Source organism: Frondihabitans sp. OV104, assembly GCF_057787745.1.
The window spans coordinates 592,369-616,297 of record NZ_CM173541.1 but is presented as its reverse complement, the minus strand read 5'-3'; the positions used below and the strand labels follow the sequence as shown (position 1 = coordinate 616,297).

Genomic DNA, 23,929 nt, shown 5'->3' with positions numbered 1-23,929 from the left:
CGTCTGACAAGCGCCAGGGCGCAGGAACTGGCCGCCCTACCTCGGCGTCACCGCGATCGCACGCCAGGTCGCCGGCGTGCCCAGCGTCCGCAGCCCGACGAGGCCGCTCGTCGCCGCGCAGCCGGTGTCGGCGACCGTCGACCTGGTCAGCACGCTGCCGGTCTTGAGCTGCGCCGTCGCCGAGATCGTGCAGCCGACGGCCTCGACCGTCACGTGGTACCAGGTGCTCGCTCCGAGAGTCGCGGGGAGCGGGTCGGTATCGAGCACCGTCGCGGTGCCCGACGCGATGCGCGTGATGCTGAGGTTCGTCGACGACAGGTTGACGTAGTAGCCCGCGACGTTGCTGAGGCCGCTGGAGGCGCCGCTCGCCCGCACCAGGAACCCCGCGCCCGTCGTCGCGGTCGGAGCCGACGTCATCAGGACGTCGCCCGTCAGCGAGTAGTTGCCCCAGGTCGACGTGCCCGTCAGGGCCTTCGCCCCGGCTGTCGAGCTGGAGTTCGCGTAGGTCTCGTTGCCGGTGTTCGTGGACCAGGTGCCGCCGTAGGTGCTCCAGCCGGACGTCGAGGCAGTCGTTGCGCCGAACTGCGACAGGTACGGGGCGATCGCCGTCGAGGTCGTGCCGCCGGAGGTCGCTGTGATGTTGCGCCAGCTCGCACCGCTGCCGAACTCGCGCACCCCGATGGCGCCAGCGGTCGGACAGCCGGCGTCGGTGTAGGTGGCGCTCGTGACGGGCCCGGTGCCGAGGAGCTGGCCGAGGGGCTGCATCGTGTAGGTGAAGACGCAGCCGACCGCCTGGATCGTGACGTGGTACCAGGTGCCCGCCGCCACGGTCCCGGCCGTCGACTTGAGCGCCGTGTACGAGTTGTTCTCGCGGCCGAGCGTCATCGAGCCGGACGTGTAGAGCCCCAGGTAGTAGCCGTTCAGGGTGTCGGTGCCGACGCCGGGACTCTGGACGCGGAACAGCAGGCCGGCCTGCGAGCCCGAGTTGATCTTGACGTCGCCCTGGAGCGTGTAGTCGGTCCAGCTCGTCTGGCCGGTCACGGCCTTCGGGCCGTTGGCCGCGGACGACGACTCGGTGTAGGTCGAGCCGGAGGTGGCGGACGCCGTGGCCCAGGTGCCGGAGTAGTCGTTCCAGCCGCTGTCGCCGCCGTCCCACGTGTCGTTGTAGGGCAGGACGCCGCCGGAGGGGCTGAAGTTCGGCGCGGTGCCGACGGTGTTCGAGGTGGTGCCGACCGTCGCGGTGAAGCCCGACGACGTGCCCGGAGCGAGCTCGGCGGTGAGGGCGACCGACGCCAGCAGGAGAACGCCGACACCGGCGACGACCCGTCGGCGACGCAGCTGCGCGGAGACCCAGGTGCGGGCGCGATGAGGAGCGGGGGCTTGCCCCGTGGCGTCCGCCGGCTGGTTCGTCCGGTCGGACGCGGTCTCCTGAACAGACACGCGCTCGCTCTCTCCTGGGGGTGGGTGGTGATGCCAGACCAGGTGGTGCAGCGCCGAGTCTACCGGGACAGGTGTCGAGCGCCTCAGCCCTGCGCGGGTGTCAGACCGGACCGCCTCGGGGAGCGCCGGTTAGTCTCGACGGCATGACGGATGCGACGCAGCAGACCAGGCTCGAGACCGACTCCCTCGGATCGAGGGAGGTGCCGGCCGACGCGTACTGGGGCGTGCATACTCTCCGGGCCGTCGAGAACTTCCCGATCGCCAACCGCCCGATCTCGGTCTACCCGGAGCTCGTCGTCGCGCTCGCCGTGGTCAAGCAGGCCGCCGCTCGCGCCAACGTCGAGATCGGCGTGCTGTCGCGGGAGAAGGCCGCGGCGATCGAGCAGGCCTGCGAGGAGATCCGCGCCGGGGCGCTGCACGACCAGTTCCGGGTGGGGGTGCTGCAGGGCGGCGCGGGCACGAGCACGAACATGAACAGCAACGAGGTCATCGCCAACCGCGCACTCGAGATTCTCGGACACGGCAAGGGCGACTACGAGTTCCTGCACCCGATCGACGACGTGAACCGCAGCCAGTCGACCAACGACACCTACCCGACCGCCATCAAGCTGGCCATGTCGCTCGCGCTCACCCCGTTCGTCGCCGAGCTCGGCCGCACCGCCGAGGCGTTCGCGAAGAAGGGGCACGAGTTCCGCGACGTGCTGAAGGTCGGCCGCACCCAGCTGCAGGACGCCGTGCCGATGACGCTCGGCCAGGAGTTCACCGGCTTCGCCCACACCCTCGGCGAGGACCAGCAGCGGCTGCGCGACACGCTCCCGCTGCTCGCCGAGATCAATCTCGGAGCCACCGCCATCGGCACCGGCATAACGGCCGACCCGAAGTACGCCGAGGCCGTGCGCCGCCACCTCAGCGACATCTCGGGCATCGAGATGGTCACGGCGCCCGACCTCATCGAGGCGACCAGCGACGCCGGGGTCTACATGACCGTCTCGGGCGCACTCAAGCGGAGCGCCATCAAGCTGTCGAAGATCTGCAACGACCTGCGGCTGCTCTCGAGCGGGCCGCAGGCGGGCCTCGGCGAGATCACGCTGCCGCCGCGCCAGGCCGGGTCGTCGATCATGCCGGGCAAGGTGAACCCGGTGATCCCCGAGGTCGTGAACCAGGTCGCGTTCGCCGTCGCCGGCGCCGACGTCACGGTGACGATGGCCGCCGAGGCCGGGCAGCTGCAGCTCAACGCGTTCGAGCCCGTGATCGCCAACTCGATCCTGCAGAGCGTGTCGTGGCTGTCGCGTGCCTGCGTCACCCTGCGGGTCAACTGCATCGACGGCATCCGCGCCAACACGTCGCGGCTCGCCGCCCAGGTCGAGACGAACATCGGCGTCGTCACGGCGCTCACGCCCTACATCGGCTACGCGGCCGCCGCGTCGATCGCGCACACCGCTCTCGCCACCGACACGCCGATCGCGACCCTGGTCGTGGCCGCCGGCCTCATGAGCGACGATCAGGTTCAGCACGTGCTGTCGCCGGCCCGACTCTCGGGGCTGGAGGCGATCACGTCGTCGATCCCGGTGGTCACGGCCGAGCAGATCACGAAGCACCTGGCGTCGCTGGATGCCGGGCATGCGGATGAGACGAGCGGCTGAGCCGCGCCGCTCGGGCGGCTGCGCCGCGGGGTGAGGCGGATGCGCTGCCGCTCGTGAGATCTGTCCTGCGGACCGTCGCACCGGCGTGTGCGTCGTGCTGAAGGGGCGGCTCGCCGCCGCGGGGCGGCGTCGGGCGGCGGGCGGCGCCCTCGGAATCGGCACGGGCCCGCCGGCGCGCAGGCGGGGACGAGCCGAAACGGCGGGGGCGGCCGGGGCGCTCAGGGCCACGGCCGAGCCGATGCGGCCGCCCCGTCAGGTGGTGACGACGAGCTTGCCGGCGCCGCCCCCGCGCTCCATCACGGCGTGCGCGTCGGCGATTCGGTCGAGCGGGAACACCTCCTGGATCGGCACGGCGGCCTCCCCCGCTGCGACGGCGTCGAGGAACTCCTGCAGCACGGCCGCCGGCAGGTCGGACGCGTCGCCCGAGTAGGCCGCGAGCCGCACGCCGCGGGGCAGCCAGCCGTTCGGGTAGAAGTCGTCGAGGATCCACCTGTTCGACAGCATCCCCGTGAAGCACACGGTGCCGTGGTAGCCCGTCGCGGCGAGGGTGTCGCGGAGCGTCGGGGCGCCGATCAGCTCCAGGGCCGAGCCGACGCCGTCGGGGGCGATCACCCGCACCTGGGCGGCGACGTCGCCGTCGTCGACGAGCACGTGGTCGACCCCGATCGCCGTGAGAGACGACGCCTTCGCAGCGCTCCGCGTGGTCGAGAACACCGTCATGCCGCGTCGCTTGGCCAGGACCGCCGCCGCCATGCCGATCGACGACGTCCCGCCGCGGATCAGCACCGACGACCCGGGCTGGGCGTCCATGCCGACGGTGAGCGACCCGTAGGCCGTCTGCAGCATCTCGGGCACGGCGCCGAGGGTGGCCCAGTCGAGCGCGGACGAGAAGGGCACGACCTGAGATGCGGGCACCGACGTGTACTCCGCGTAGCCGCCGTCGAAGGTGCGCCCCATGCCGCCCATCATCGCGACCACCTGCTGCCCCGCCTCGAACTCCCCGCCCGGAGCCGACTCGACCACTCCGGTGGCCTCGATGCCGAGCACGCGCGGGTAGGTGACGCCCTCGCCGAACCCCATGCGGGTGTGCAGCTCGGAACGGTTGAGGCCGAACGCCCTGACGCGGATCAGCACCTCCCCGGGCTTCGGCACCGGCACCGGGATCTCGCGAACGTCGAGCGCTCCGGGAGCCTCCTCGGTGCCGGGAGCGTCGAGCACGGCTGCGCGCATGGTGGTGGGTGCGGTCATCGGTCTGCCCTCTCGGTGGGGTCGGTCGCTGTTTCGGTGTCGGTGTCTGTCTGGGTGCGTGCCTTCGCATCAGCGCGCAGGAACTGGAGGGCCCGCCCGAACGCGGCAAACCCGTCGGGGCCCAGCGGCTCCGCAATCCGGGTCTCCACCTCGGCGGCCACCTCGACGTTCGCCCGCTCGAGCACCGCCTCCCCCTCCGCCGTCAGCCCGAGCAGCGACGACCGCCTGTCGCCCGGGTTGGCACGCCGTTCGCACAGGCCGCGCGCCTCCAGCCGGTCGACGATCTTGCTCGCGCCGCCGACCGTAATCACGAGGCGCTCGGAGATGTCGGCGACCCGGCAGTCGCCCCGCTCGGCCATGATGCGCAAGGGCTGATGGATCGCCACAGGCAGGTCGAGGGTGCGCTGGAGGCGGGCGTCGACGGCGTTCCAGACCTCGATCTGGAAGCGGACGAGGTCTTCGAAGACGTCGATCGGTGTTTCCGGAGCTGATTTGGTTGCCATGGATGTATCTTCCACGGTAACTAGTTGTGGCGCAAGCCCGGCCCGCCGATTCGGCACGGCCCCGCCGCAACGGGTCGGGCGCCGGCCACTCAGACGGCTGGCAGCCGCCGCACCGTCCAGAGGCCGCGCGGGCGGCGGAGCGCGAGCCAGGAGCCGCCGGCGATGACCAGGGGGATGCCGATAGCGGTCAACCCCAGGAGGAGCCACGGAGGCACGAACGGGACGTACCCTGCGGAGCCGTCCACACCGTGGACTGACAGGGCCGCGGCCGGTACGAGGCCGAGGGCGACGCCGATCACCGATCCGAGGCCGGTGATCACGATCGCCTGCCAGAAGCCGAAGGCTCGCTGGAGTCGCGGCGGGGCGCCGACGGCGACGAGCACCTCGTCGTCGCGACGGGCGTCGGCCCGAGCCAGTGCCAGCGCCACGGCTGCGGACACCAGCGCGATGAGAGTGGTCACAGCCAGAAGCGGCCACGACCACAGCGCCGCGAAGCGCGGAGGACCGGTCTCGACATAGGGGAACACGATCGGATTGGCGACGGACACCGCGGCTCTCGCGGCGTCGTCCTCGGCGGCGGTCGGAGCGTGGTCGAGAGCGGCCACGACGGCGGTCGGATGGATCGGGATGCCGAGCCGATCAGCCGTCGCGGTCGTGACGAAGATTCCGAAGTCGGTCGGCACCGATGCGCTCTGGACGGTCGCCGCAAGCGACTGCGAGCGCACCGGCTTGCCGGGGTCGTCCGCGGTGAGCGACGCGCTCGTCACGGTGTCGATGGTGACTCGTCCGTCGTGGAGGTACTGCGGGTAGAGCGACACCGCCCCACCGGCGGCCAGCGTGGCCCGGGACGTCGCGTTCGCGGGCTCGCCCAGCATGACCGCCAGGTCGTCGAGGTCGCCCGCGATGAGATGACCTGTCCCGGTGCTCGACTGCTGATACGACTCGGTGAGCCCCTTCGTCGTCACGAGCCGCGGCACCGTGTACGTCGAGACCGAGTCGCCCACGAGTCCCGCGTCGAGCGCACCCGAGAGGACCACAGCCTGCGATCCCGGGTAGCTCTTGGCGAGCGCGGCGGCGATCCCGTCGGGCTGTACCAGGAACGAGCGGCCCTGGGCATCGCTGTAGCCGGTCAGGTTGACGACGGCGGTGTTGTCGGGCACCGTCCAGCTGTAGGTGTCGACCGTGAGCTTCTGCCCACCCGCCAGCATGCAGAGGGCGAAGGCGGAGACGAAGACGCAGCTCATGATCGCGGCGACGGCGGGCACGGTGCGGCCGGAGTTGCGCGAGGCATCGCGCGCCCCGAGCCGAGCGGCCGTGCCGAGGCGGGAGAGTCCGCGCGCCGTCCAGCGGAGAAGGAGGGGCGCGGTCAGGAGAGCGCCGATCTGCATGATCACGGGGCCAGCCGCCAGGAGGACGATGCCGAGTGTCAGCACCCGGTTCTGACCGTTGGCCTCGATGTTCTGGGACGAGATGATCACGAGTCCTCCGGCGAGCGCGATCACCGAGCCGGCTGCCGCGATGAAGACGCCCACGAGCGGACGACGGAGCGTCGAAGCAGTCGGGCGCTGGGCACCGCGCAGCGCCACGACGATGTCGACACGGGACGCCGCGCGGGCGGGGATCGCGGCTGAGATCCAGCCGGCCAGGGTGGCCGCGAGAACCGTGGCGCCCAGGGCCAGCGGATCGACATGGAATCCCGGGTACCTGCTCTGGTCGCCGCCGGCCAGGATCGGGGCGGCGATGGCAGCCCCCGCGATGCCGAGAGCGGTGCCGAGCAGGCCGCCGAGGGCCCCCAGGATCACGCCTTCGAACGACATGATGCCGAACAGGGTGCGGCGATCGGCGCCGACGCTCGACAGGATGGCCAGAGCCCGCTGGCGGCGACGAGCACCGACGGCGAACGCGGCGCCGGCGAGCAGGCAGACCTCGAACAGGCCGAAAGCGGCGAGGAGCACGACGAAGAGGCCGAGCAGGCCGTCTCCGCCTGTCGATGACGAGATGGAGGCGTCCGTCGGCGGGTCCAGCACGACCGCGCGCGACAGCACCGTCAGCCCCTTCGCGTTGAGCGCCTGCACCTGGGGCCAGTCGAGACGGAGGTCGGGCAGGTAGTACTCGGCCTGCGAGACCGCCTCGGACGGCTTCACCGTCGCGAACGCGCCGGTGCGGCCGTAGACGACGGCGTCGTCGGCCGGCGAGCTGGCGTTCTTGAGCACGCCGACGACGGTGTACGTGTGCGGGGAGGGCTGCGTGACCCGCAGCGTGCCGCCGACCGCGACGCCGAACCGCTTCACCCCGCCGGGCGAGACCATCACCTCGTCGTCCGTCGTCGGCGAGCGCCCCGTGACCACGTCGTCGCGGCCCGCGAAGGCGCGATTCCAGACGGGCCCCTCGACGGCCGACACGTTGGCGATGCCGGTCACGGTGCGGACGACGACGCTGGTGGCCAGCACGGGCAGGATGCGCGTGCCCGGGGGCAGCACCTCGGCGGGAGACGAGATGGTCACCGGGGTGTCGATCGAGCCGCTCGTGCTGAAGGGGTCGACGGGGTCCTGCTCGAGCCCCGACCCGGGGCCGGAGACCACCTGCACCATCGCCTCGTTCTGGCCGAGCTGCAGCCGGACCGACTCGGACGGCGTCGCCTGGCGGCTCGCCTGGACGGTGTCGATGCCGGCGACGCCGAGGATGGGGACGGCGATGAGCACCGCCACCAGGACGCTGCGCCCCACGGACTGCTGCGCCATCCTGCGCGACATCCGGAAGGCGAGCCGCCATCCCCCGCGGCTCGTCTCCGGAAGCCCCTCCCCCCTCTTCGTCACCGGTCTGCTCCCTCGAAGAGCGTCGCGACCGGCGGCGTCTGCGCCTCGTCGACCAGGCGGCCGTCGCGGATGAACACGATCCGGTCGGCCCAGGCGGCGTGGCGGGCGTCGTGCGTGACGAGGATGCCGCCGGCACCCGCGTCGACGCGCGAGCGCAGCATGCGGAGCACGACTTCGCCCGTCGTCGAGTCGAGCGCGCCGGTGGGCTCGTCGGCGAGGATCAGCGAGCGGCCGCCGACGACCGCCCGTGCGATGGCGACTCGCTGCTGCTGGCCGCCCGAGAGGTCGACGGGATAGCGGTCGGCCTTGTCGAGCAGCTCGACTGAGGCGAGCGCGTCGAGGCCGGGGCGCTTGGCGCGCCTGCCCGGGAAGCCGTCGAGCTCGAGCGGGAGCGTCACGTTCTCGAGCACGGTGAGCGACGGGATCAGGTTGAAGTCCTGGAAGACGAAGCCGAGGCTCCGGCGACGGAGGGTCGCGAGCTGGCGGGGCGAGAGCTGGCTGAGCCAGTTGCCCTCGACGATCACCTCGCCGCTGGTCGGCGTGGTCAGGCCGCCGGCGACCGTGAGGAGGGTCGACTTGCCGGAGCCGGAGGCGCCCATGACGGCGACGAGCTCGCCGCGGGACACGGTCAGGTCGATGCCCGACAGCGCGGTCACCCGCGTCTCGCCGGTGCCGTACTGCATGGAGACGCCGTCGAGGCGGAGGAGCTCTTCGGTCATGCGCGGGCCTTCCCGTCGATGGGGACGCCGCCGCGAGCCGGACGACCCCGCCGTGCCGGCGTCTCGTCGATCGGCATCGGCGCGGCGAGGCCGCTGGCCTTCGCGCGCACGAGGCGCGTCTCGGAGTGGCCGAGCCACCGCACCTCGGCCTCGGCCTGGAAGATGAGCGAGTCGATGACGAGCTGCCAGGAGAGGTCGTCTCCTGCACCGCCGTCGCCCCCGGCGCGCTTGGCCCGGGTGAGCTCCTGCAGGTTGCGCAGCGTGGCCTGCCGCTGCGCCTGGATCAGGGCGGTGATGTCGACGCCCGGGAGCGTGATCGCGATCGCGAGCTTCATGGCGAGCTCGTCGCGGGGCGCCGCTGTCGATCGGACGACCGGCGAGACCAGCCACTGGGCGACCTCGTCGTGACCGGTCGGCGTGATCGCGTAGTACACGTGGTCGGAGTCGTCGGCCTCGGTTCGCTCGACGAGGCCGTCGCGCTCCAGACGATCGAGCGTCGAGTAGATCTGGCCGATGTTGAGGGGCCACGTCGACCCCGTCCGCCGGTCGAACTCGGCCCGGAGCTGGTAGCCGTAGCAGGCGCCCTGGTCGAGGATGGCCAGGAAGCTCTGGCGTATGGACATTCGATTCCCCCGTCGTAAGTACCTACGCAGTATTGCATACCCGGTACGCACGAACCAGCAGGTTCGGATCTATGCAAACGCATGGGTGGACAGAGGGTTCTCGCAGGCTTCTGACCAGCTCTCTCCAGGAACCCCGGCAATACTCGCCACTTCGTGCCCGCCGGCCCTAGCGCCTGGCACGTCTGAGGCTTCGCCGCCTCGCAGAACCGCAACCGGCCCACCATCCGCCTGGCACGCGCGTCCCGAGCTTCGTCCGGGGCCCGGCCCGGTACGGCCGCGCGCTCCCGCGACCCCGCGCGAGCCGCGATTCGTCGTCGCCCTGTCTTCGTCGAGGTGGTGGCACACCGGTCGAGCACGAGGAACTCCTTGCCCTTCAGAAGCACCGCCACTAGCACCAGCACCAGCACCACCCGCCACTGCCAGACCCTCGCCCGCCGCCGCTCCCGCCGCCTCCGGCTGGCGGGCCTCGGCGCCTTCGCGGTCGCCGCCGGCCTCGCCTGCACCGGCGTCGTCGTCTCCGCCACGACCGGCACCCCCGTGATCGGCACATCGGCCCTGGCCGACAGCATCGGCGCCGGCCACCCGAGCGGCACGCCGACCATCGACGCCGGCGCCGGAGTGACGATCACCCGGCTCGCCGACGACCGCATCTCGGTCCACGCCGGCTCGGCCGTGCCCCGGAACACGGCGAACACCGTCGCCGCCATCGCGCTGGCCTCGGGCCACGACGTCAAGGCCAAGGCGCAGAGCGTCGCCACGAAGACGCCTGCCACCGTGTCCACGACGACGCTGAGCCGATCCACGATGACGCTGAGCCGATCCACGACGACCCTCAGCAGCCGCCTCGCGAAGCTCTCGGACTACCGCCGCGCCGACCCCGACATCGTCATGGCGCGCGTCGAGGCGACCCAGGACGCCGCCGACGCCGTCTCGACCGCCACCGCGGCGACCGAGAAGGCGGCCCAGGCCGAGGCCACCGCGAAGGCGAAGGCCGCCACCGCTGCGAAGGCGAAGGCCGCCGAGGCCAAGGCCGACGCCATCCGCCAGGCCGCAGCGAACACGCCCGACGGCGCCAAGGCCACCGCGAAGGCCCTGATGGCCAGCCAGTACGGCTGGGGCGACGACCAGTACAGCTGCCTGGTCAGCCTCTGGACCAAGGAGTCCGGCTGGAACTACGAGGCCTACAACGCATCCGGCGCCACCGGCATCCCCCAGGCGCTGCCCGGCAGCAAGATGGCGAGCGTGTCGTCCGACTGGGCCTCCAACGCCACGACCCAGGTCATCTGGGGCCTCGGGTACATCTCGGGCTCGTACGGCACGCCCTGCGCGGCCTGGGCGCACTCGGTCGCGAACAACTGGTACTGAGCGGCGGCGGGTGCGGGCGGGAGCGCCAGTTCCTGCGCGGTCGGCTCTTCTAACGCGGGGCGAACACCCGCAGGGCCCCGGGTACCACGCCGACGTCGACGGGGAGCGGGCCGATCCGCTCGCCGTCGCCGTACGCGATGACGCCGGGCGCATCGATGCGCACCCGCTCGGCACGGCTCAGCCGCACGCGCGGATCGTCGCCGTGCGTCCCCTTCGAGACCCGGGGGAACAGGCGCAGGAACTGCGTTCGAGTCAGACGGTCCACGACGAGAAGATCGAGCCGGCCGTCGTCGATCCTCGCGTCGGGCAGCAGGGTGATCCCGCCGCCGACGGAGCGCGCGTTGCCCACCGACACCAGCGTGCCGGCCACCGACCGGGTCTCGCCGTCGACGGTCACCTCGTACTCGACCTGCCGGAGCCGCACCAGCTCGAGCGCGAGCGCCACGTCGTAGCGCAGGCGGCCGCGCGGGCGCCGGATCCGGTTGGCGGTCTCGTTGACGAACGCGTCGAAGCCGGCCGACACTCCCCCGGCGACCCAGGTCTCGCCGCCGCCGTGCGTGACACGGAGTGCGTCGACCACCCGCGGCTCGCCGTCGAGCAGCCCGATGAGCTGGTCTAGGGCTGCCTCCGGGTCGTCGAAGGGGATGCCGAGGGCGCGCGCGAAGTCGTTGCCCGTGCCGGCGGGAACGATCCCCAGCGGCGTGCCGGTCTCGGCGACGAGCCCCACGCCGAGGCTGACCATGCCGTCGCCGCCGACGACGACCAGGGCGTCGGCTCCCGCCGCCAGCTCGGCCCGGCACGCGGTGAGCAGCTCGGCGTGCGACCCCCGCTGGAGCGGCACGACGTCGTGGCCCGCGGCGCCCAGCCGGTCGACGACGGCGGGGCCGACCGGGCGATGGCGGCCGAAGGAGGCGCTCGGGTTGATGGCGACGGCGATCCTGCGCGGCGTCGGTGTCGTCATGCGTCGATCATGGCATGCGGTCGCGGCGTGGGGCCGGGCTCGGGCCCGCGGGGTCAGCTCGATCCCGCCGATTCGGCTCGACACCGCCGGATCGGGGCGGGCACCCCGCCGATTCGGCTCAGCCCCGCCGTCGCGCCGGAGGGAGTGTGCCGATTCGGCGGGGGCGGCCGGGGCACCGCGGGGTCGGCTCGATCCCGCCGATTCGGCTCGACACCGCCGAACCGGGCCGGGCACCCCGCCGATTCGGCTCAGCCCCGCCGTCGCGCCGGAGGGAGTGTGCCGATTCGGCGGGGGCGGCCCTGGACCGGCGGGGAGCAGCGGCGCGCGACTCCGCCGGGCCGCCGGGGTTACGCTCGGCGCGGGACGAGAACGGGAGGCCGACGGTGGCACGAGGCGAGGCGGAGCGTGACCCGGGCCCCGGCGACGCCGACGGCCCGGCGGCCGACGACCGCGACGCCGCCCGCCGCCGGCTGATCGAGGTCGCGTACTCCCCCGATGCCACGCCCGCCGAGTCGGCCACCGCCGCGCGGGCTCTCCGCGACCTCGACTCCATGCCCGCCGCCGCGCCGGATACGGTGCCCGCGCACGCGCCCGCCACCGCCCCGGACTCCGTGCCCGCGCCCGCCACCGCGCCGGCGGCGCTGCGTAGGCCGTCGGCGCGCCGCACCGGCGCTCTGCTCGCCGGCGTCGCCGTGGCGGCGTTCGGCCTCGGGATCGCGGCGACGACGGCCGGCGCGACGCTGCGCCCGGGCACGGCAGCGCCGACGCCGAGCCCGACCATCACCGCCGACGCACCGCTGACGGTGTCGGTCATCACCCGGGCCCTCGGCCGGGTGCAGGTGCAAACCGACGCCCTGCCGACCGCGCTCCGCGGCGACGTCGACGCCCGGTCGAGCAGGCTGCTCTACGACGACGACCCCAGGGCCGGCGCGACCCGCGAGCGGTGGCGCCTCTGGCTCGGGACCGGCGAGAACCCCCAGCAGCTCTGCTTCGTCGGCACGTTCGACAACGTCACGGACCAGGTGACGTGCGTGCCCGCCGATCGCGCCATGGTCGACCGCTACGTGTTCACGCAGACCACGCGCGCCGGGACGTTCGAGGTGCTCGTCAACGGGGGCGCCGTGGCGGTCGCCATCGAGTGACCCGGCGGGTCAGCCGCCGTGGAACGCCGGAACGATGAGGTAGATCCCGAACAGCACGCCGAGCCCGCACACGACGAAGCAGGCGCAGGCGCCGGCGCGGGCCACCCGGACCGGTCCTTCGACGGCCAGGAGGCGGAGCCCGGCGGCGTACAGGCTCACGAGCGCGGCAGCCGACACCAGCGAGACGAGCGCCACGACGACGAATGCTCCCCAGTCGATCATCGGGATCCTCCCTCGGCCGGCACGTCGACGGCGTCGTCGGCACCCATCTCGAAGAGCGACGACTCGTCGCTCATGCGGCGTCGCTCGGCCAGCATCTCGTCGCCGCGCTTCTTCGCGCGGGCCCGGCGCTCCTGCCGGGTGAGGACGGAGTTCATGGCGACGTCGACCTCGAGCGCGTTGGACTGCTCGGCGGGCTTGCGGCGCGACGCGACGAAGATGGCCACGATGACGCCGGCTCCGAGGAGGGCGTCGATCACGAGGCCGATGGTCCCCGCGCGGGCGATCAGCTCGCAGGCGGCGCCGACGAGACCGGCCGCCGGCAGCGTGATGAACCAGGCGATCACGATCTTGCTCGCCGTGCCCCACTGAATGACACCGCCGCGGCGGCCGAGGCCGGCGCCGATGATCGATCCCGACGACACCTGGGTCGTCGACAGGGCGAAGCCGAGGTGGCTCGACGCGAGCACGGTGGCGGCGGTGGACGCCTCGGCCGAGAAGCCCTGCGTCGCCTTGATGTCGGTGAGGCCGCCGCCCATCGTCTGGATGATCCGCCAGCCGCCGGTGTAGGTGCCGAGCGCGATGGCGAGGGCGCAGACGAGGATCACCCAGAACGGCGGGCTGGCCCCGGTGTCGAGGAAGCCGCCGGCGATCAGGGCCAGCGTGATGACGCCCATCGTCTTCTGGGCGTCGTTCGTTCCGTGCGCCAGGGCCACCAGCGACGACGTGAACATCTGCCCGACTCGGAAGCCGCCGCGCTGGTTCTTGCCGACCGGCCGACGCGTGATCCGGTAGGCGAGGCGCGTCGCGGTGAAGGCCACGAGCCCAGCGACGAGAGGCGCCAGGAACGCCGGCAGCACGACCTTCGAGAGCACGACTCCGAAGTCGACCGAGCCCGTCCCTGCCCCGACGAGCGCCGCGCCGATGAGCCCGCCGAAGAGCGCGTGCGACGACGACGACGGAAGGCCGCGGAGCCAGGTGATCATGTTCCAGATCACGGCGCCGATGAGGCCGGCGAAGATCATCGTCGGCGTGATCTCGACGCCGCCCGGACCCTCGCGGATGATCCCGCCCGAGATCGTCTTGGCGACCTCGGTCGAGAGGAACGCGCCGACCAGATTGAGGAGCGCGGCGACGGTGACCGCCACCCGGGGCCTCAGCGCCCCGGTCGCGATCGGCGTGGCCATCGCGTTGGCCGTGTCGTGAAAGCCGTTTGTGAAGTCGAAGAAGACGGCCAACACGATGACCAGGACGACTATGACTGTGAGATCCACCGCCGTCACTCTTCCAGTCCGATGAACGCGCGTCAAACGCCAGGTGAACGAACCGGTTCAGATGTGCGGCACGAACGACTGCCAGACCCGGCGGCGCTCGCCCCGTGGGTCGAACTCGACGCGGTCGGCCTTGTCGATGATGAGCGTCCGGCGCCGGAACGGGTCGTACGACGGCCAGTCGGCCACGTCGCCGGTCGTCACGAACTCGAGCCACCGGCGGCGCATCCGCCGGGCCGCGAGCTGGAACGCGCGTCGCCCGCCGAGCGCCGACATGGCGAAGCCGAACGCCGAGTCCATCCGGTCGAAGAGCGCGTAGAGGTCGAGCCCGTGGAACGCGTCGACGCCGGCCGCCCTCAGGATGCGCGGCGCGATGTCGAACCGGTAGAAGAACACCTTCGCGAACCGGGCGTGCCGCTCGGCGACCTTCACCGTCGGGAACCAGAACGAGAAGTCGCCGCCGAAGTCGAGCGCCGCGGGCCGCGACGGCAGCCCCGGGTACTGAGCGGTGATCGCCTTCCGGGCCTTCTTCTTCGTGTTGGCGAAGATCGACCGGATGCGCAGCGGCGTCGTCGCCAGGATGTCGCGGCGCCCCGTGAACACGGAGCCCTCGCGGTCGTTGGTGCCGATGATCAGCGGCACCCGGTGGGCGCGCCCCGCCTTGAACGCATCGAGCGGGCGCTCCGGCAGGATCTCGCCGTCGATCACAGGCGACAGGAAGATCGACCCGGGCACGTCGTCGGGCGTCCGGAGGAAGAGCCTCGCCGTCGCGCGCACGATCGCCTGCGTCGACGCGCTCTGCAGCAGGGCCGGCGCGTCTTCGTGCGAGGTCGACTCCAGGTCGTCGTCGCGCACGACGCGGCTGAGGATCTCGAGGAAGTCGCCCGCCCACCTCTCGGTCACCTCGGGCTCGTAGATGGCGTTGGCCGGCGACGACTGCGCGATCGCGGCGCGGAACAGGCCCTCCGCCCGGGGCACGGCCATCAGCGTCGTCACGGCGTTCGCCCCCGCCGACTCGCCGCACACCGTGACCTGCTCGGGGTCGCCGCCGAACGCCGCGATGTTGTCGCGCACCCACTCGAGCGCGTGCAGCTGGTCGCGCAGGCCCAGGTTCGACTCGATCGGGCGCTCGGCCGTCGACCAGGCCGAGAAGTCGACGTAGCCGAGCCCTCCGAGGCGGTAGTTGAACGACACGTAGACGATGCCGCCCTCGCGCACCAGCGCCTCGCCCTGCCGCGGGAACTCGCGCGACGACCCGACGGCGTACGCCCCGCCGTGGATGTAGACCATGACCGGCAGGCCGGCGCCGGGTCGCGAGCCGCCTGGAGCGACGACGTTGATCGTGAGGCAGTCCTCGCTCTGAGGCGTCGTGGCGTCGATGCCGACGAACTGCCCGCGATCCTGCGGTGCTGCCGGGCCGAAGTGCCGCGCGGCGCGGACGCCACTCCAGGGCGCAGGAACCCGCGGCGCCCTGAACCGCAGCTCGCCCACGGGCGGCTCGGCGTACGGGATGCCCCGCCACGCGAGCACGTCGCGCTCGGCAACGCCGCGGACCGCCCCCGAGGTCGTCGTCCGCTGAATCACGTTCCAAGGCTAGGCGCGGAAGCGAGTCGGGGCACAGGTGTCGCCTGGGCGGAACCTGGCAGAATGGTGATCCCCTGCTTCACGGCCTGACGGATGGATCCGCCCTGGAACTCCTCGAACTCCTCCTTCTGCTCGCGGGCTCGCTCGCGGTGACCGCGTTCGCCCGCTGGCGAGGCCTGCCCGCGCCCCTGCTCGTCGTCGCCGTCGCGCTCCTGGTGTCGTTCATCCCAGGGCTGCCCGAGATCGAGATCGACTCCGAGGTGATCCTCACCGTCATCCTGCCGCCGCTGCTCTACTCGGCCTCGCTCGACGTGTCGTTCCAGAACTTCCGCGAGAGCCTCGTGCAGATCCGGCGGCTCGGCATCTTCCTCGTCATCGTGACCGCGCTCGTCGTCGGCTGGATCGCCTACGTGCTGATCCCCGACATGTCGCTGCCGGCGGCGATCCTCGTCGGCGCCGTGGTGGCCCCGCCCGACGCCGTGTCGGCCGCGTCCATCGGCCGCAAGCTGGGGCTGCCCCGCAAGATGATGGCCGTGATCTCGGGCGAGAGCCTCATCAACGACGCCGCATCGCTGACCCTGGTGAAGGTGTTCCTCGCGATCGTCGGCGGAGCCGCCCTGACCGGCTGGCAGGGCCTCGGCATCTTCGGCCTCGCGATCGGGGTGGGTGTCGGCGTGGGCCTGGTGCTGGGCGTGCTGGCGCACTACCTGCGCATCCACGTCAAAGACCCCGTCGTCGAGATAGTGATCGGCCTGATCCTGCCGTTCCTCGCGTACATCACGGCCGAGCAGATCCAGGGCTCGGGCGTGCTGGCGGTCGTGGCCGCCGGGCTCTACGTCGGCTACAACTCGCCCAAGGCGGGCTACGCGTCGCGCCTCCAGGAGCGCCCCATCTGGGCCGCCGCCGACGTCACGCTCGAGGGCTTCGTGTTCGCGCTGATCGGCCTGCAGCTCTCGACGGTCGTCAACGACGTCACGGAGAGCGGCCGCGATCTGGGCCAGAGCGTCGGCGTCGCGTTCGTCGTGCTCGGAGTCGTGATCGTCGTCAGACCGATCTTCATCTTCGTCACCTACTACTGGTCGCGCGGCATGCGGCGGTTCGTCTACGTGCGGTTCCGCCGGTTCCGCAAGGCGCGAGTCCGACGTCTGCTCTGGGGTCGCCGCGATCCGAAGCTGTCCTGGCGGCAGCTGCTCGTGCTGTCGTGGACGGGCATGCGCGGTGTGGTCACCCTCGCTGCCGCCGTCTCGATCCCCGTCATGACGGACTCCGGCCGAGAGGTGCCCGCCCGTGACGTCATGTTCCTCATCGCGTTCGTCGTGACAGTCGGCACGCTCCTGCTCCAGGGCCTGACCCTGCCCTGGATGATCCGACGTCTCGGCGTGCAAGACCTTGAGCAGAACGAGCGCGACGTGCAGGCCGAGCTGCGCCTGGTGTCCAACAGCACGCAGGAGGCCATCGAGTACCTCGACACCCGTCGCGCCGCGTGGGCCGAGGAGTGGGGCGAGGAGCCGATCGACCGCGGCATCACCATCCTCAAGGAGCGTCTCCAGCGGCAGGACCAGGCCTTCCGCCAGGGGCTGCGCGAAGACAGCGACGCCGCAGCCGAAGCCGACTCGGACGCCGAGGAGGTCGAGCCTCCGTCGCCGGAGCGCGGCTCCGACATGCGGTCGACCCCGCACATCGCGATCCCGGACATCACGCCCGATCCGACGCTGGCGCGCCCCACGCGCAACAACGCTCGGGCGCTGGCGAGCATCCGGCGCGAGCTGCTGCAGAAGCGGCGCGAGGTCGTGCTGCGGGAGCGCGATGCCGGCAACCTCGACGAAGAGGTGATGCGGCGCGTGCTGCTCGGCCTCGACGCCGAGGAGCTCGCGATGGACACGTCGGCGGTCGCGCGCACCCGCTCGTGACCCCTCGGCGGCGGCGTATCCTGGGCCCGTGACACGTCTTCAGCTGCACCGCCTGCTCCTCGCCCTGGTCGCCGTCTTCGTCGTCGGCGCGGTCGTCCTCTACGTCCTCTCGATCGCGCTCGCGGGCAACGGCGGCGGCACGGCGCGTCTCTTCGACAGCTTCGCGATCGTCGCCTTCATGGGCGCCGTGCTCTTCGGAATCATCGACTTCTTCGTGCGCCCGGTCATGCGGGCGACACCCGACGGCTCGCGAGACGTCGAGACCCCGCTCAACGGCTGAGCCGGGCGCCTGACACCTGCTCCACGCAGAAACGCACCGACCGGGAGGGATCCGGGCGGTGCGTCTGCGTGTGGAGAGAAGTGCGGAGGGCCTCAGGCCGAGTGGCGCTCGTACGGCTGGGCGACACGCTCGAACGGCGCGTTGTCGATGATGAAGTTGGCGCGGCGCACATTGCGCCGGGCGACCTTCACGGCCTGCCGGGCGAACATGGCGAGCACGCCGACGACGCCGGCCCAGAAGAGGAGGGTGCCCTCGGAGCCGAGGAGGCTGCCTGCGACGACCGCGGTCCAGACAGCGGGCCAGACGAGAGCGGCGACCCAGCCGACATGGTTTGCGGCGACCCCCGGGGTACGGTTCGTGTCCGTCGAAAGGTGGACGTTGTTCGCGATCCTGCTGTCGAACGTGCTCATGATGCTCCCTCAGCAATGCTTGGTCGTGCATCTGTCCCGATGCGTTTGTCACCCGGCGGGTGGCTCTACATCGAATCTAGTGAGTGATCAGATCGGACGCGTCCCCCTTTCGTGGTGGCACCCATCCGGGGGGACACGCCTGAATCTACGCTGTTCCGGACGGAACCGTCCGGTGCGAGGCCACGCTCGCGAGGTCGTCGGCGAAGACGAACTCGCTCGAGACGTGTCCCCCGAGGAGTACCCCGGGGAGCCACGCCTTCGCGTCGTCCCACATCTCGTCGAGCGGCACGGAGTCGAGATCGAACCACTCGGGGTCGAGCTCGTCACTGGGGGACGGATCGCCGGCCCAGCGGGTGACGACGAATACCGTCGACCGCTGGCTCCAGGCCGGCCGGGCCGGGAAGAGGTAGTGCAGATCGCCGCGCCGATCGAGGTCGGCGGGGTCGACCACGACGCCCGCCTCCTCCTCGATCTCGCGCACTATGGCCTCGCGCTCGGTCTCGCCCTCCTCGAACTTGCCGCCGAGGCCGACGAACCGCCCCTCGCCGAGGCCGCGCTTCTTGCGGCCGAGGAGCACCTGCGATCGGCCCTGGTGCTCGCGGAGGAGGTAGGCCACGCAGACGCGGCGCAGGTCGGAGATCATGCGTCCAGGATGGCAGGCCACCAGCGGCACGGGCGTAGCCTTGTCGAGATGGATTCCACGGACGCACCCGAGTTCTCGGGGGCCGGCCGCAGCCTGGAGGTGCTGCGCGCTGAGGCCCACGACGAGCTCCGCACGCTCATCGAGCTGCGCTGCCGCGCCGGCGAAGACCCGTGGGAGGTCATCCCGGAGCTGCCGACGGTCGACGAGCAGGTCGTGATCTCGCTGAGGGCGGACGCGTTCGGGCATGCCGGGGCGGGGGCCAGCTCGGGCATGAGCCTGGGCGGCGAGCTGGAGTTCCTGCGCCGGATCGCCCTGTGGCACCCCGAGCTCTCGCGGGCCGTCTGGCTGCTGATGGGCAAGCTCGAAGACGCGGGCCACCTCTAGCCCGGCGTCACTAGGCTTTGGTCATGGCAGCACCAGAGGCACCGCACGCCCCCAAGAAGCCCATCACCCGTCGTCACCACGGTCGCGAGTTCATCGACGACTACGAGTGGCTCCGCGAGAAGCAGAACCCGGAGGTGGTCGCGCACCTCGAGGCCGAGAACGCCTTCACGGAGCTCGAGAACCGCCACCTCGAGGGCCTTCGCGAGACGGTCTTCGAAGAGATCAAGGGCCGCGTCCAGGAGACCGACCTCGGCGTCGCGACCCGCGAGGGCGGCTACTGGTACTACTCCCGCACGGCCGAGGGCAAGCAGTACGGCATCCAGTGCCGCCTGCCGATCACCGGCACCGACGACTGGACCCCGCCGACCATCGAGCCCGGCGCCCCCGCCGCCGGCGAGCAGGTCATCTTCGACGGCAACATCGAGGCGGAGGGCCACGACTTCTTCTCGCTCGGCAGCTTCGACGTCTCGCCCGACGGCGGCCTGCTGGCGTACGCCATCGACACCGACGGCTCCGAGCGGTACACGCTGCGCGTCCGCGACCTGGAGACCGGCGCCGACCTGGCCGACGAGATCGCCGAGACCGCCCCCGGCGCGACCTTCGACGCCTCGGGCCGCTACCTCTTCTACCCGACCGTCGATGAGTCGTGGCGCCCCGACACCATCTGGCGCCACCGCGTCGGGTCGACGGAGGCCGACGTCTCGATCTTCCACGAGCCCGACGACCGCTACTGGATCGGCGTCGGCCTCACGCGAAGCAAGCAGTACCTCCTCATCGAGGCGGGCTCGAAGATCACGAGCGAGACCTGGATCCTCGACGCAGCCGACCCCGTCGGCGACTTCCGCGTCGTCTGGCCGCGCCGCGAGGGCGTCGAGTACGAGATCGATCACGCGATCGTCGACGGCAGCGACCGCCTGCTGATCCTTCACAACGAGGGCGCCGTCGGCTTCGAGCTGATCGACGTGCCGGCCGACGACCCGCAGTCGACCAGCGACCGCCGCGTGGTCCTCGCCCACGACCCGGACCGACGACTCGAGTCGGTCGAGGCCTTCACCGGCCACCTGCTGGTCGACTTCCGCGCCGACGGCCTCTCGCAGATCGCCATCGTGCGCCTGCCCGGCGACGGCTCCGGCTACGGCGACCTCGACGTGCTCGAGTTCGACGAGGCCCTGTTCACGGCGGGCTGGTCGGGCAACCCCGAGTTCACCCAGGCGACGGCGCGGTTCGGGTTCTCGTCGTTCGTGACGCCGGCGACGGTGCTCGACCTCGATGTCCGCGCAGGAACTCGCACCACCCTCAAGCAGCAGATCGTGCTCGGCGACTACTCCCCTGCCGACTACGACCAGGCCCGCGAGTGGGCCACGGCCGACGACGGCACCCTGGTGCCCGTCTCCCTGGTCTGGAAGAAGGGCCTGGTCGCGCCGGGTCAGCCCGCGCCGGTGCACCTCTACGGGTACGGGTCGTACGAGCACAGCATCGACCCGGGCTTCAGCGTCGCCCGGCTCTCGCTCCTCGACCGCGGCGTCGTGTTCGCCGTCGCGCACGTCCGCGGCGGCGGAGAGATGGGCCGCGAGTGGTACGAGAACGGCAAGACGCTGACGAAGCGCAACACGTTCACCGACTTCGTCGCCGCGGCCGACCACCTGATCTCCGAGGGCCGCACGACCCCGCAGCTGCTGGTCGCCGAGGGCGGCAGCGCCGGCGGGCTCCTCATGGGCGCCGTCGCCAACCTGGCCCCCGACCGGTTCGCCGGGATCCTGGCAGCAGTGCCGTTCGTCGACGCGCTCACGTCCATCCTCGACCCCGATCTGCCCCTGACGGTGATCGAGTGGGACGAGTGGGGCGACCCCCTGCACGATCCTGACGTGTACGACTACATGGCGACGTACACGCCCTATGAGAACGTGGCCGACGACGCCAGCGCCTACCCGAAGATCCTCGCGGTTACGAGCTTCAACGACACCCGGGTGCTCTACGTCGAGCCGGCGAAGTGGGTGGCGCGCCTCCGCGACGCCGGCGCTCCCGCCACGATGAAGATCGAGATGCAGGCCGGACACGGCGGCGTCTCGGGCCGCTACGAGTCGTGGCGCGAGCGCGCCTTCGAGATCGCCTGGCTGCTCGAGGTGCTGGGGCTGGCGTCGTGAGCGGGACTGCGTCGTGAGCAGGCCCGCGTCGTGAGCGGGCCCGCGTCGTGAGCGGGACCGGGTCGCGTGCGGCGCGCGTCGAGGCCGGGGCGGCTCGGTCGTGAGCGACACGCGCAGCTGGGTCGCGCTCCTGCGGGGCATCAACGTCGGAACCGCCAAGCGGGTGCCGATGGCCGAGCTGCGCGGGGCCGTCGAGTCCCTCGGCGGCACGGACGTGAAGACCCTGCTGAACAGCGGCAACGTGGTCTACGACACCCGCGCCGAGGCCGGCCCGAGCGCGGATGCCATTCGCGGGGCAGTGCGCGAGCGCACCGGCGTCGACAGCGAGGTGATCGTGGTCGGCGGCGACGCCTTCCGCGCCGTCGCCGAGGCCTGCCCCCTGCGCGCCGCGGGCCGACCCGGCAATCGCGTGAGCATCGCGTTCCCCGCGGCACCCCTCGATCCCACGTCGCAGGTGCCCGACCCGGCCGCGCTCGCGCCCGAAGAGCTCGCGCTGACCGCGACCGCCGTCTACCAGTGGCTTCCCGACGGACAGCTCGCCACGAAGGTCCCGGCCGCGTGGTGGCGCGGACTCGGCGTGACCGTGACCGCGCGCAACGACGCCACGGTCCAGAAGCTGGTCGCGCTGCTCGACGCGCGCGCCTGAGCCGCTCCGAGAGCAGCGCGCCGCCCGGCCCGATGTGCAGCCCGCCCGCGGTGTCGGCGACCACAGGCTCAGGGGCCGCGGCGTCGGGGCCGGGGCCGGGCCACGGGGTCCGGGCCACGCGGGCCGGGCCACGCGGGCCGGGCCACGGGGTCAGAGCCACGGGGTCAGGGGATCTTCTCCAGAGCCGCTTTCCCTGGGCGTGAATTCACGCCCAGGGAAAGCGTCTCCAGACGGAAGTGCCCCGGGCTTCCGTTTGCGGCTGCTGCGGGTTCGCGTGAGGTCGCGCGAACCTGATGGGGCTCCCGAGCAAACCCCGAGGCCGCGGCACTCTTTCGCACGGCGAGCCGCTGCGTGTGAGCGCGCGGGCCCCGTGCGGTCGGCCAGCGCGAGGTGCCGGCCAGTGCGAGGCGCCGGCCAGCGCGAGGGTCCCGTCCCGCAAGGGGTGTCCGCGCTAGAGCTTCTCGGCGAGCTTGGGGAGGCGGGCGAAGGCGGCGTCGCGGCGGCCGAGCGCGACCGTGGCGAGCACGCCGTAGCCGAAGGTGTCCTCCTCGGCCCATCGGGCGGTGTCGGCCACGGTGCGGTACCGCTCCATGGCCGCGTGGGCGTCGAGCGCCTCGCCGAGCACGCGCTGGATCGCGTGCGCCGCCTTCGGGCTGACGCCGCCCTTGAGCTCAGCAGACCTCTGGGCCTCGATGCCGTAGCGCAGGCGACGACCCGCCTTGCGGGCCCGGTGCACCGGCACGACGTCGAACGCGTCGAGGGCCGCGGCAGCCCTGGCGCCGCGGCGCGCCCGCTTCGACTCCTTGGCGATGCGGGCGGCGGCGTACTTGGCCGCCGACTTGTCGGCCGAGGGGCCGTCCGGAGTCTCGCGCGGCAGCGCCTCCAGCTGGTCGAGGAGCTCGAAGTACGAGGTGTCGGTCATGGCGATCTCGAGGCGGTAGCGGGCGTCGACGGCCTGCTCGCGGAACTGCGCCCGGATCCTCCCCGCCACATCGTGAGAGACGAAGCCCTGCGGGGCCTCGGCGAGGTCGACAGCGAGCTGCTGCTCGGCGACCTCGGCATCGCGCACGGCGCCCGCGGCCGCTCCGATCACGGCCAGCCTCTCGTCGAGCGCGGCTGTCGTCTCGGCATCGACGACGCCGCGGTACACGCGAAGCACGCTGCGGAGGCGACGGAGGGTCGTGCGGTACTGGTGGACGGCGTCCTCCTCGTCGTCGCGGGCGGAGGGGTCGAGCGAGACGATGCGGGCGACGAGGTCGGCGACGCGGGTCATCACGAAGGCGCCGGCGGTTCCGTCGTCCGGATCGATCGGGTCCTCGGCGGGGGCCGGCACGGCGGCGGCGAGGCCGGGCAGATCGCCGAGGCCGCGCGCGAGCTTCGACTTCGAGGCCGAGACGGATGCGCCGGCGGCTTCGAGCACGTCGCCGACCTCGTCGAGGAGCGCCTCGCCGTCGGCCCGATCGACGCCGGGTGCCAGCTCGACCTCCCATTCGCGCCAGGAGCGGATCGAGGCCGTGTCGGGGTTGGTCGCCGTGACCTCGTCATCGGCGAGCTCGGCCAGCGGCTGACCGTCCGGGTCCAGAAGCGCGGTGGCGGTGCGGGTCGTCTCGAGCACGAGCACCGGGTGAAGAGGGCGACCGCGCAGGATCGCCTCGACCCGGCGGCGGATCTCAGCGGGCACCCCCGCGTCGGCGGAACCCAGCGGCGCGTGCACCTCACGGCGAGCGCCGCCGCCCGCCGGCAGCTTCACGTGCCAGCCCTCGTCGTGGCCGCCCTCGCGGCGGCGGAGGGTGACGCGGTTCGCGAGGAGGAGGTGCTCGGCGGTGTCGTAGTAGACGGCGCGCAGGCTCACGGGCTCGTCGGGCCTTACGGTCGCGATCGGGCCCACGCCCTCGAGGGCCGGCACCCTCACATCGGTGCCGACGTCGTACTTGCGCTCGATCTCGATCTGCTGGGTGCTCATTCACCCTGTCTATCG

The 23,929-nt window shown here is 72.1% G+C and carries 21 protein-coding genes; 8 read left to right on the top strand and 13 right to left on the bottom strand.

Annotated features, from left to right (window positions below; all coding sequences use genetic code 11):
• Nucleotides 1-36 precede the first annotated feature (36 nt).
• Nucleotides 37-1,440 (bottom strand): 3-keto-alpha-glucoside-1,2-lyase-like domain-containing protein, encoded by a 1,404-nt coding sequence (locus AC3CBB_RS02960; protein WP_488625930.1) that lies wholly within the window; start codon nucleotides 1,438-1,440, stop codon nucleotides 37-39.
• A gap of 143 nt (nucleotides 1,441-1,583) precedes the next feature.
• On the opposite strand from AC3CBB_RS02960, the gene AC3CBB_RS02955 reads away from it, so the two are divergent.
• On the top strand, nucleotides 1,584-3,083 hold the full coding sequence (locus AC3CBB_RS02955) for an aspartate ammonia-lyase (protein ID WP_488625929.1): 1,500 nt from the start codon (nucleotides 1,584-1,586) through the stop codon (nucleotides 3,081-3,083).
• Between the two features lie 252 nt (nucleotides 3,084-3,335).
• On the opposite strand, the gene AC3CBB_RS02950 is transcribed toward AC3CBB_RS02955, so the two are convergent.
• The 5 genes from AC3CBB_RS02950 to AC3CBB_RS02930 form a co-directional block, all read right to left on the bottom strand.
• Nucleotides 3,336-4,331: an alcohol dehydrogenase catalytic domain-containing protein gene (locus tag AC3CBB_RS02950; protein ID WP_488625928.1), complete on the bottom strand. Its 996-nt coding sequence runs from the start codon at nucleotides 4,329-4,331 to the stop codon at nucleotides 3,336-3,338.
• Entirely contained in the window at nucleotides 4,328-4,849 is a 522-nt protein-coding gene (locus tag AC3CBB_RS02945; RefSeq protein ID WP_488625927.1) for a MarR family winged helix-turn-helix transcriptional regulator, read from the bottom strand. Before AC3CBB_RS02945 ends, AC3CBB_RS02950 begins: the two co-directional genes overlap by 4 nt.
• 74 nt (nucleotides 4,850-4,923) lie before the next feature.
• Complete coding sequence (locus tag AC3CBB_RS02940; protein ID WP_488625926.1) at nucleotides 4,924-7,650, bottom strand: ABC transporter permease; 2,727 nt, start codon at nucleotides 7,648-7,650, stop codon at nucleotides 4,924-4,926.
• Entirely contained in the window at nucleotides 7,647-8,369 is a 723-nt protein-coding gene (locus tag AC3CBB_RS02935) for an ABC transporter ATP-binding protein (protein WP_488625925.1), read from the bottom strand. Before AC3CBB_RS02935 ends, AC3CBB_RS02940 begins: the two co-directional genes overlap by 4 nt.
• Nucleotides 8,366-8,992 carry a PadR family transcriptional regulator gene (locus tag AC3CBB_RS02930; protein ID WP_488625924.1) on the bottom strand — a complete coding sequence of 209 codons (627 nt, stop codon included), beginning with the start codon at nucleotides 8,990-8,992 and terminating at the stop codon, nucleotides 8,366-8,368. Before AC3CBB_RS02930 ends, AC3CBB_RS02935 begins: the two co-directional genes overlap by 4 nt.
• Before the next feature lie 366 nt (nucleotides 8,993-9,358).
• On the opposite strand from AC3CBB_RS02930, the gene AC3CBB_RS02925 reads away from it, so the two are divergent.
• Nucleotides 9,359-10,357 carry an aggregation-promoting factor C-terminal-like domain-containing protein gene (locus AC3CBB_RS02925; RefSeq protein ID WP_488625923.1) on the top strand — a complete coding sequence of 333 codons (999 nt, stop codon included), beginning with the start codon at nucleotides 9,359-9,361 and terminating at the stop codon, nucleotides 10,355-10,357.
• A gap of 49 nt (nucleotides 10,358-10,406) precedes the next feature.
• Here the strand turns inward: AC3CBB_RS02925 and AC3CBB_RS02920 are convergent, their stop codons facing one another.
• Nucleotides 10,407-11,318, bottom strand: a complete 912-nt coding sequence (locus AC3CBB_RS02920) for a diacylglycerol/lipid kinase family protein (protein WP_488625922.1) — start codon at nucleotides 11,316-11,318, stop codon at nucleotides 10,407-10,409.
• Between the two features lie 383 nt (nucleotides 11,319-11,701).
• On the opposite strand from AC3CBB_RS02920, the gene AC3CBB_RS02915 reads away from it, so the two are divergent.
• Complete coding sequence (locus AC3CBB_RS02915; protein WP_488625921.1) at nucleotides 11,702-12,460, top strand: hypothetical protein; 759 nt, start codon at nucleotides 11,702-11,704, stop codon at nucleotides 12,458-12,460.
• Nucleotides 12,461-12,469: 9 nt separating this feature from the next.
• Here the strand turns inward: AC3CBB_RS02915 and AC3CBB_RS02910 are convergent, their stop codons facing one another.
• The 3 genes from AC3CBB_RS02910 to AC3CBB_RS02900 are packed head-to-tail and all read right to left on the bottom strand — an operon-like array spanning nucleotide 12,470 to nucleotide 15,534.
• The gene (locus AC3CBB_RS02910; RefSeq protein WP_488625920.1) at nucleotides 12,470-12,682 is read right to left on the bottom strand and encodes a hypothetical protein; all 213 of its coding nucleotides are present in this window, start codon (nucleotides 12,680-12,682) and stop codon (nucleotides 12,470-12,472) included.
• Nucleotides 12,679-13,953, bottom strand: coding sequence for an inorganic phosphate transporter (locus AC3CBB_RS02905; protein WP_123506006.1), 1,275 nt, complete (start codon nucleotides 13,951-13,953; stop codon nucleotides 12,679-12,681). The genes AC3CBB_RS02910 and AC3CBB_RS02905 overlap by 4 nt, the downstream gene beginning before the upstream one ends.
• A gap of 57 nt (nucleotides 13,954-14,010) precedes the next feature.
• Complete coding sequence (locus AC3CBB_RS02900; protein ID WP_488625919.1) at nucleotides 14,011-15,534, bottom strand: carboxylesterase/lipase family protein; 1,524 nt, start codon at nucleotides 15,532-15,534, stop codon at nucleotides 14,011-14,013.
• A gap of 149 nt (nucleotides 15,535-15,683) precedes the next feature.
• On the opposite strand from AC3CBB_RS02900, the gene AC3CBB_RS02895 reads away from it, so the two are divergent.
• Both AC3CBB_RS02895 and AC3CBB_RS02890 read left to right on the top strand, forming a co-directional pair.
• Nucleotides 15,684-17,444 (top strand): cation:proton antiporter, encoded by a 1,761-nt coding sequence (locus AC3CBB_RS02895; protein WP_488625918.1) that lies wholly within the window; start codon nucleotides 15,684-15,686, stop codon nucleotides 17,442-17,444.
• A 28-nt stretch (nucleotides 17,445-17,472) separates the two neighbouring features.
• Nucleotides 17,473-17,724 (top strand): hypothetical protein, encoded by a 252-nt coding sequence (locus AC3CBB_RS02890; RefSeq protein ID WP_488625917.1) that lies wholly within the window; start codon nucleotides 17,473-17,475, stop codon nucleotides 17,722-17,724.
• Nucleotides 17,725-17,816: 92 nt separating this feature from the next.
• On the opposite strand, the gene AC3CBB_RS02885 is transcribed toward AC3CBB_RS02890, so the two are convergent.
• Together AC3CBB_RS02885 and AC3CBB_RS02880 are read right to left on the bottom strand one after the other, a co-directional pair.
• Complete coding sequence (locus AC3CBB_RS02885) at nucleotides 17,817-18,134, bottom strand: hypothetical protein (RefSeq protein ID WP_123506010.1); 318 nt, start codon at nucleotides 18,132-18,134, stop codon at nucleotides 17,817-17,819.
• Between the two features lie 145 nt (nucleotides 18,135-18,279).
• Nucleotides 18,280-18,777, bottom strand: a complete 498-nt coding sequence (locus tag AC3CBB_RS02880) for an 8-oxo-dGTP diphosphatase (RefSeq protein ID WP_488625916.1) — start codon at nucleotides 18,775-18,777, stop codon at nucleotides 18,280-18,282.
• A gap of 48 nt (nucleotides 18,778-18,825) precedes the next feature.
• Here AC3CBB_RS02880 and AC3CBB_RS02875 point away from each other — a divergent pair, with 48 nt between their 5' ends.
• The 3 genes from AC3CBB_RS02875 (at nucleotide 18,826) to AC3CBB_RS02865 (ending at nucleotide 21,951) form a co-directional block, all read left to right on the top strand.
• The gene (locus AC3CBB_RS02875; RefSeq protein ID WP_123506502.1) at nucleotides 18,826-19,161 is read left to right on the top strand and encodes a hypothetical protein; all 336 of its coding nucleotides are present in this window, start codon (nucleotides 18,826-18,828) and stop codon (nucleotides 19,159-19,161) included.
• 23 nt (nucleotides 19,162-19,184) lie between these two features.
• Nucleotides 19,185-21,305 (top strand): S9 family peptidase, encoded by a 2,121-nt coding sequence (locus tag AC3CBB_RS02870; RefSeq protein WP_488625915.1) that lies wholly within the window; start codon nucleotides 19,185-19,187, stop codon nucleotides 21,303-21,305.
• A 100-nt stretch (nucleotides 21,306-21,405) separates the two neighbouring features.
• Nucleotides 21,406-21,951, top strand: a complete 546-nt coding sequence (locus AC3CBB_RS02865) for a DUF1697 domain-containing protein (RefSeq protein WP_488625914.1) — start codon at nucleotides 21,406-21,408, stop codon at nucleotides 21,949-21,951.
• A 451-nt stretch (nucleotides 21,952-22,402) separates the two neighbouring features.
• On the opposite strand, the gene AC3CBB_RS02860 is transcribed toward AC3CBB_RS02865, so the two are convergent.
• Nucleotides 22,403-23,914, bottom strand: a complete 1,512-nt coding sequence (locus AC3CBB_RS02860) for a CYTH and CHAD domain-containing protein (protein ID WP_488625913.1) — start codon at nucleotides 23,912-23,914, stop codon at nucleotides 22,403-22,405.
• Nucleotides 23,915-23,929 lie beyond the last annotated feature (15 nt).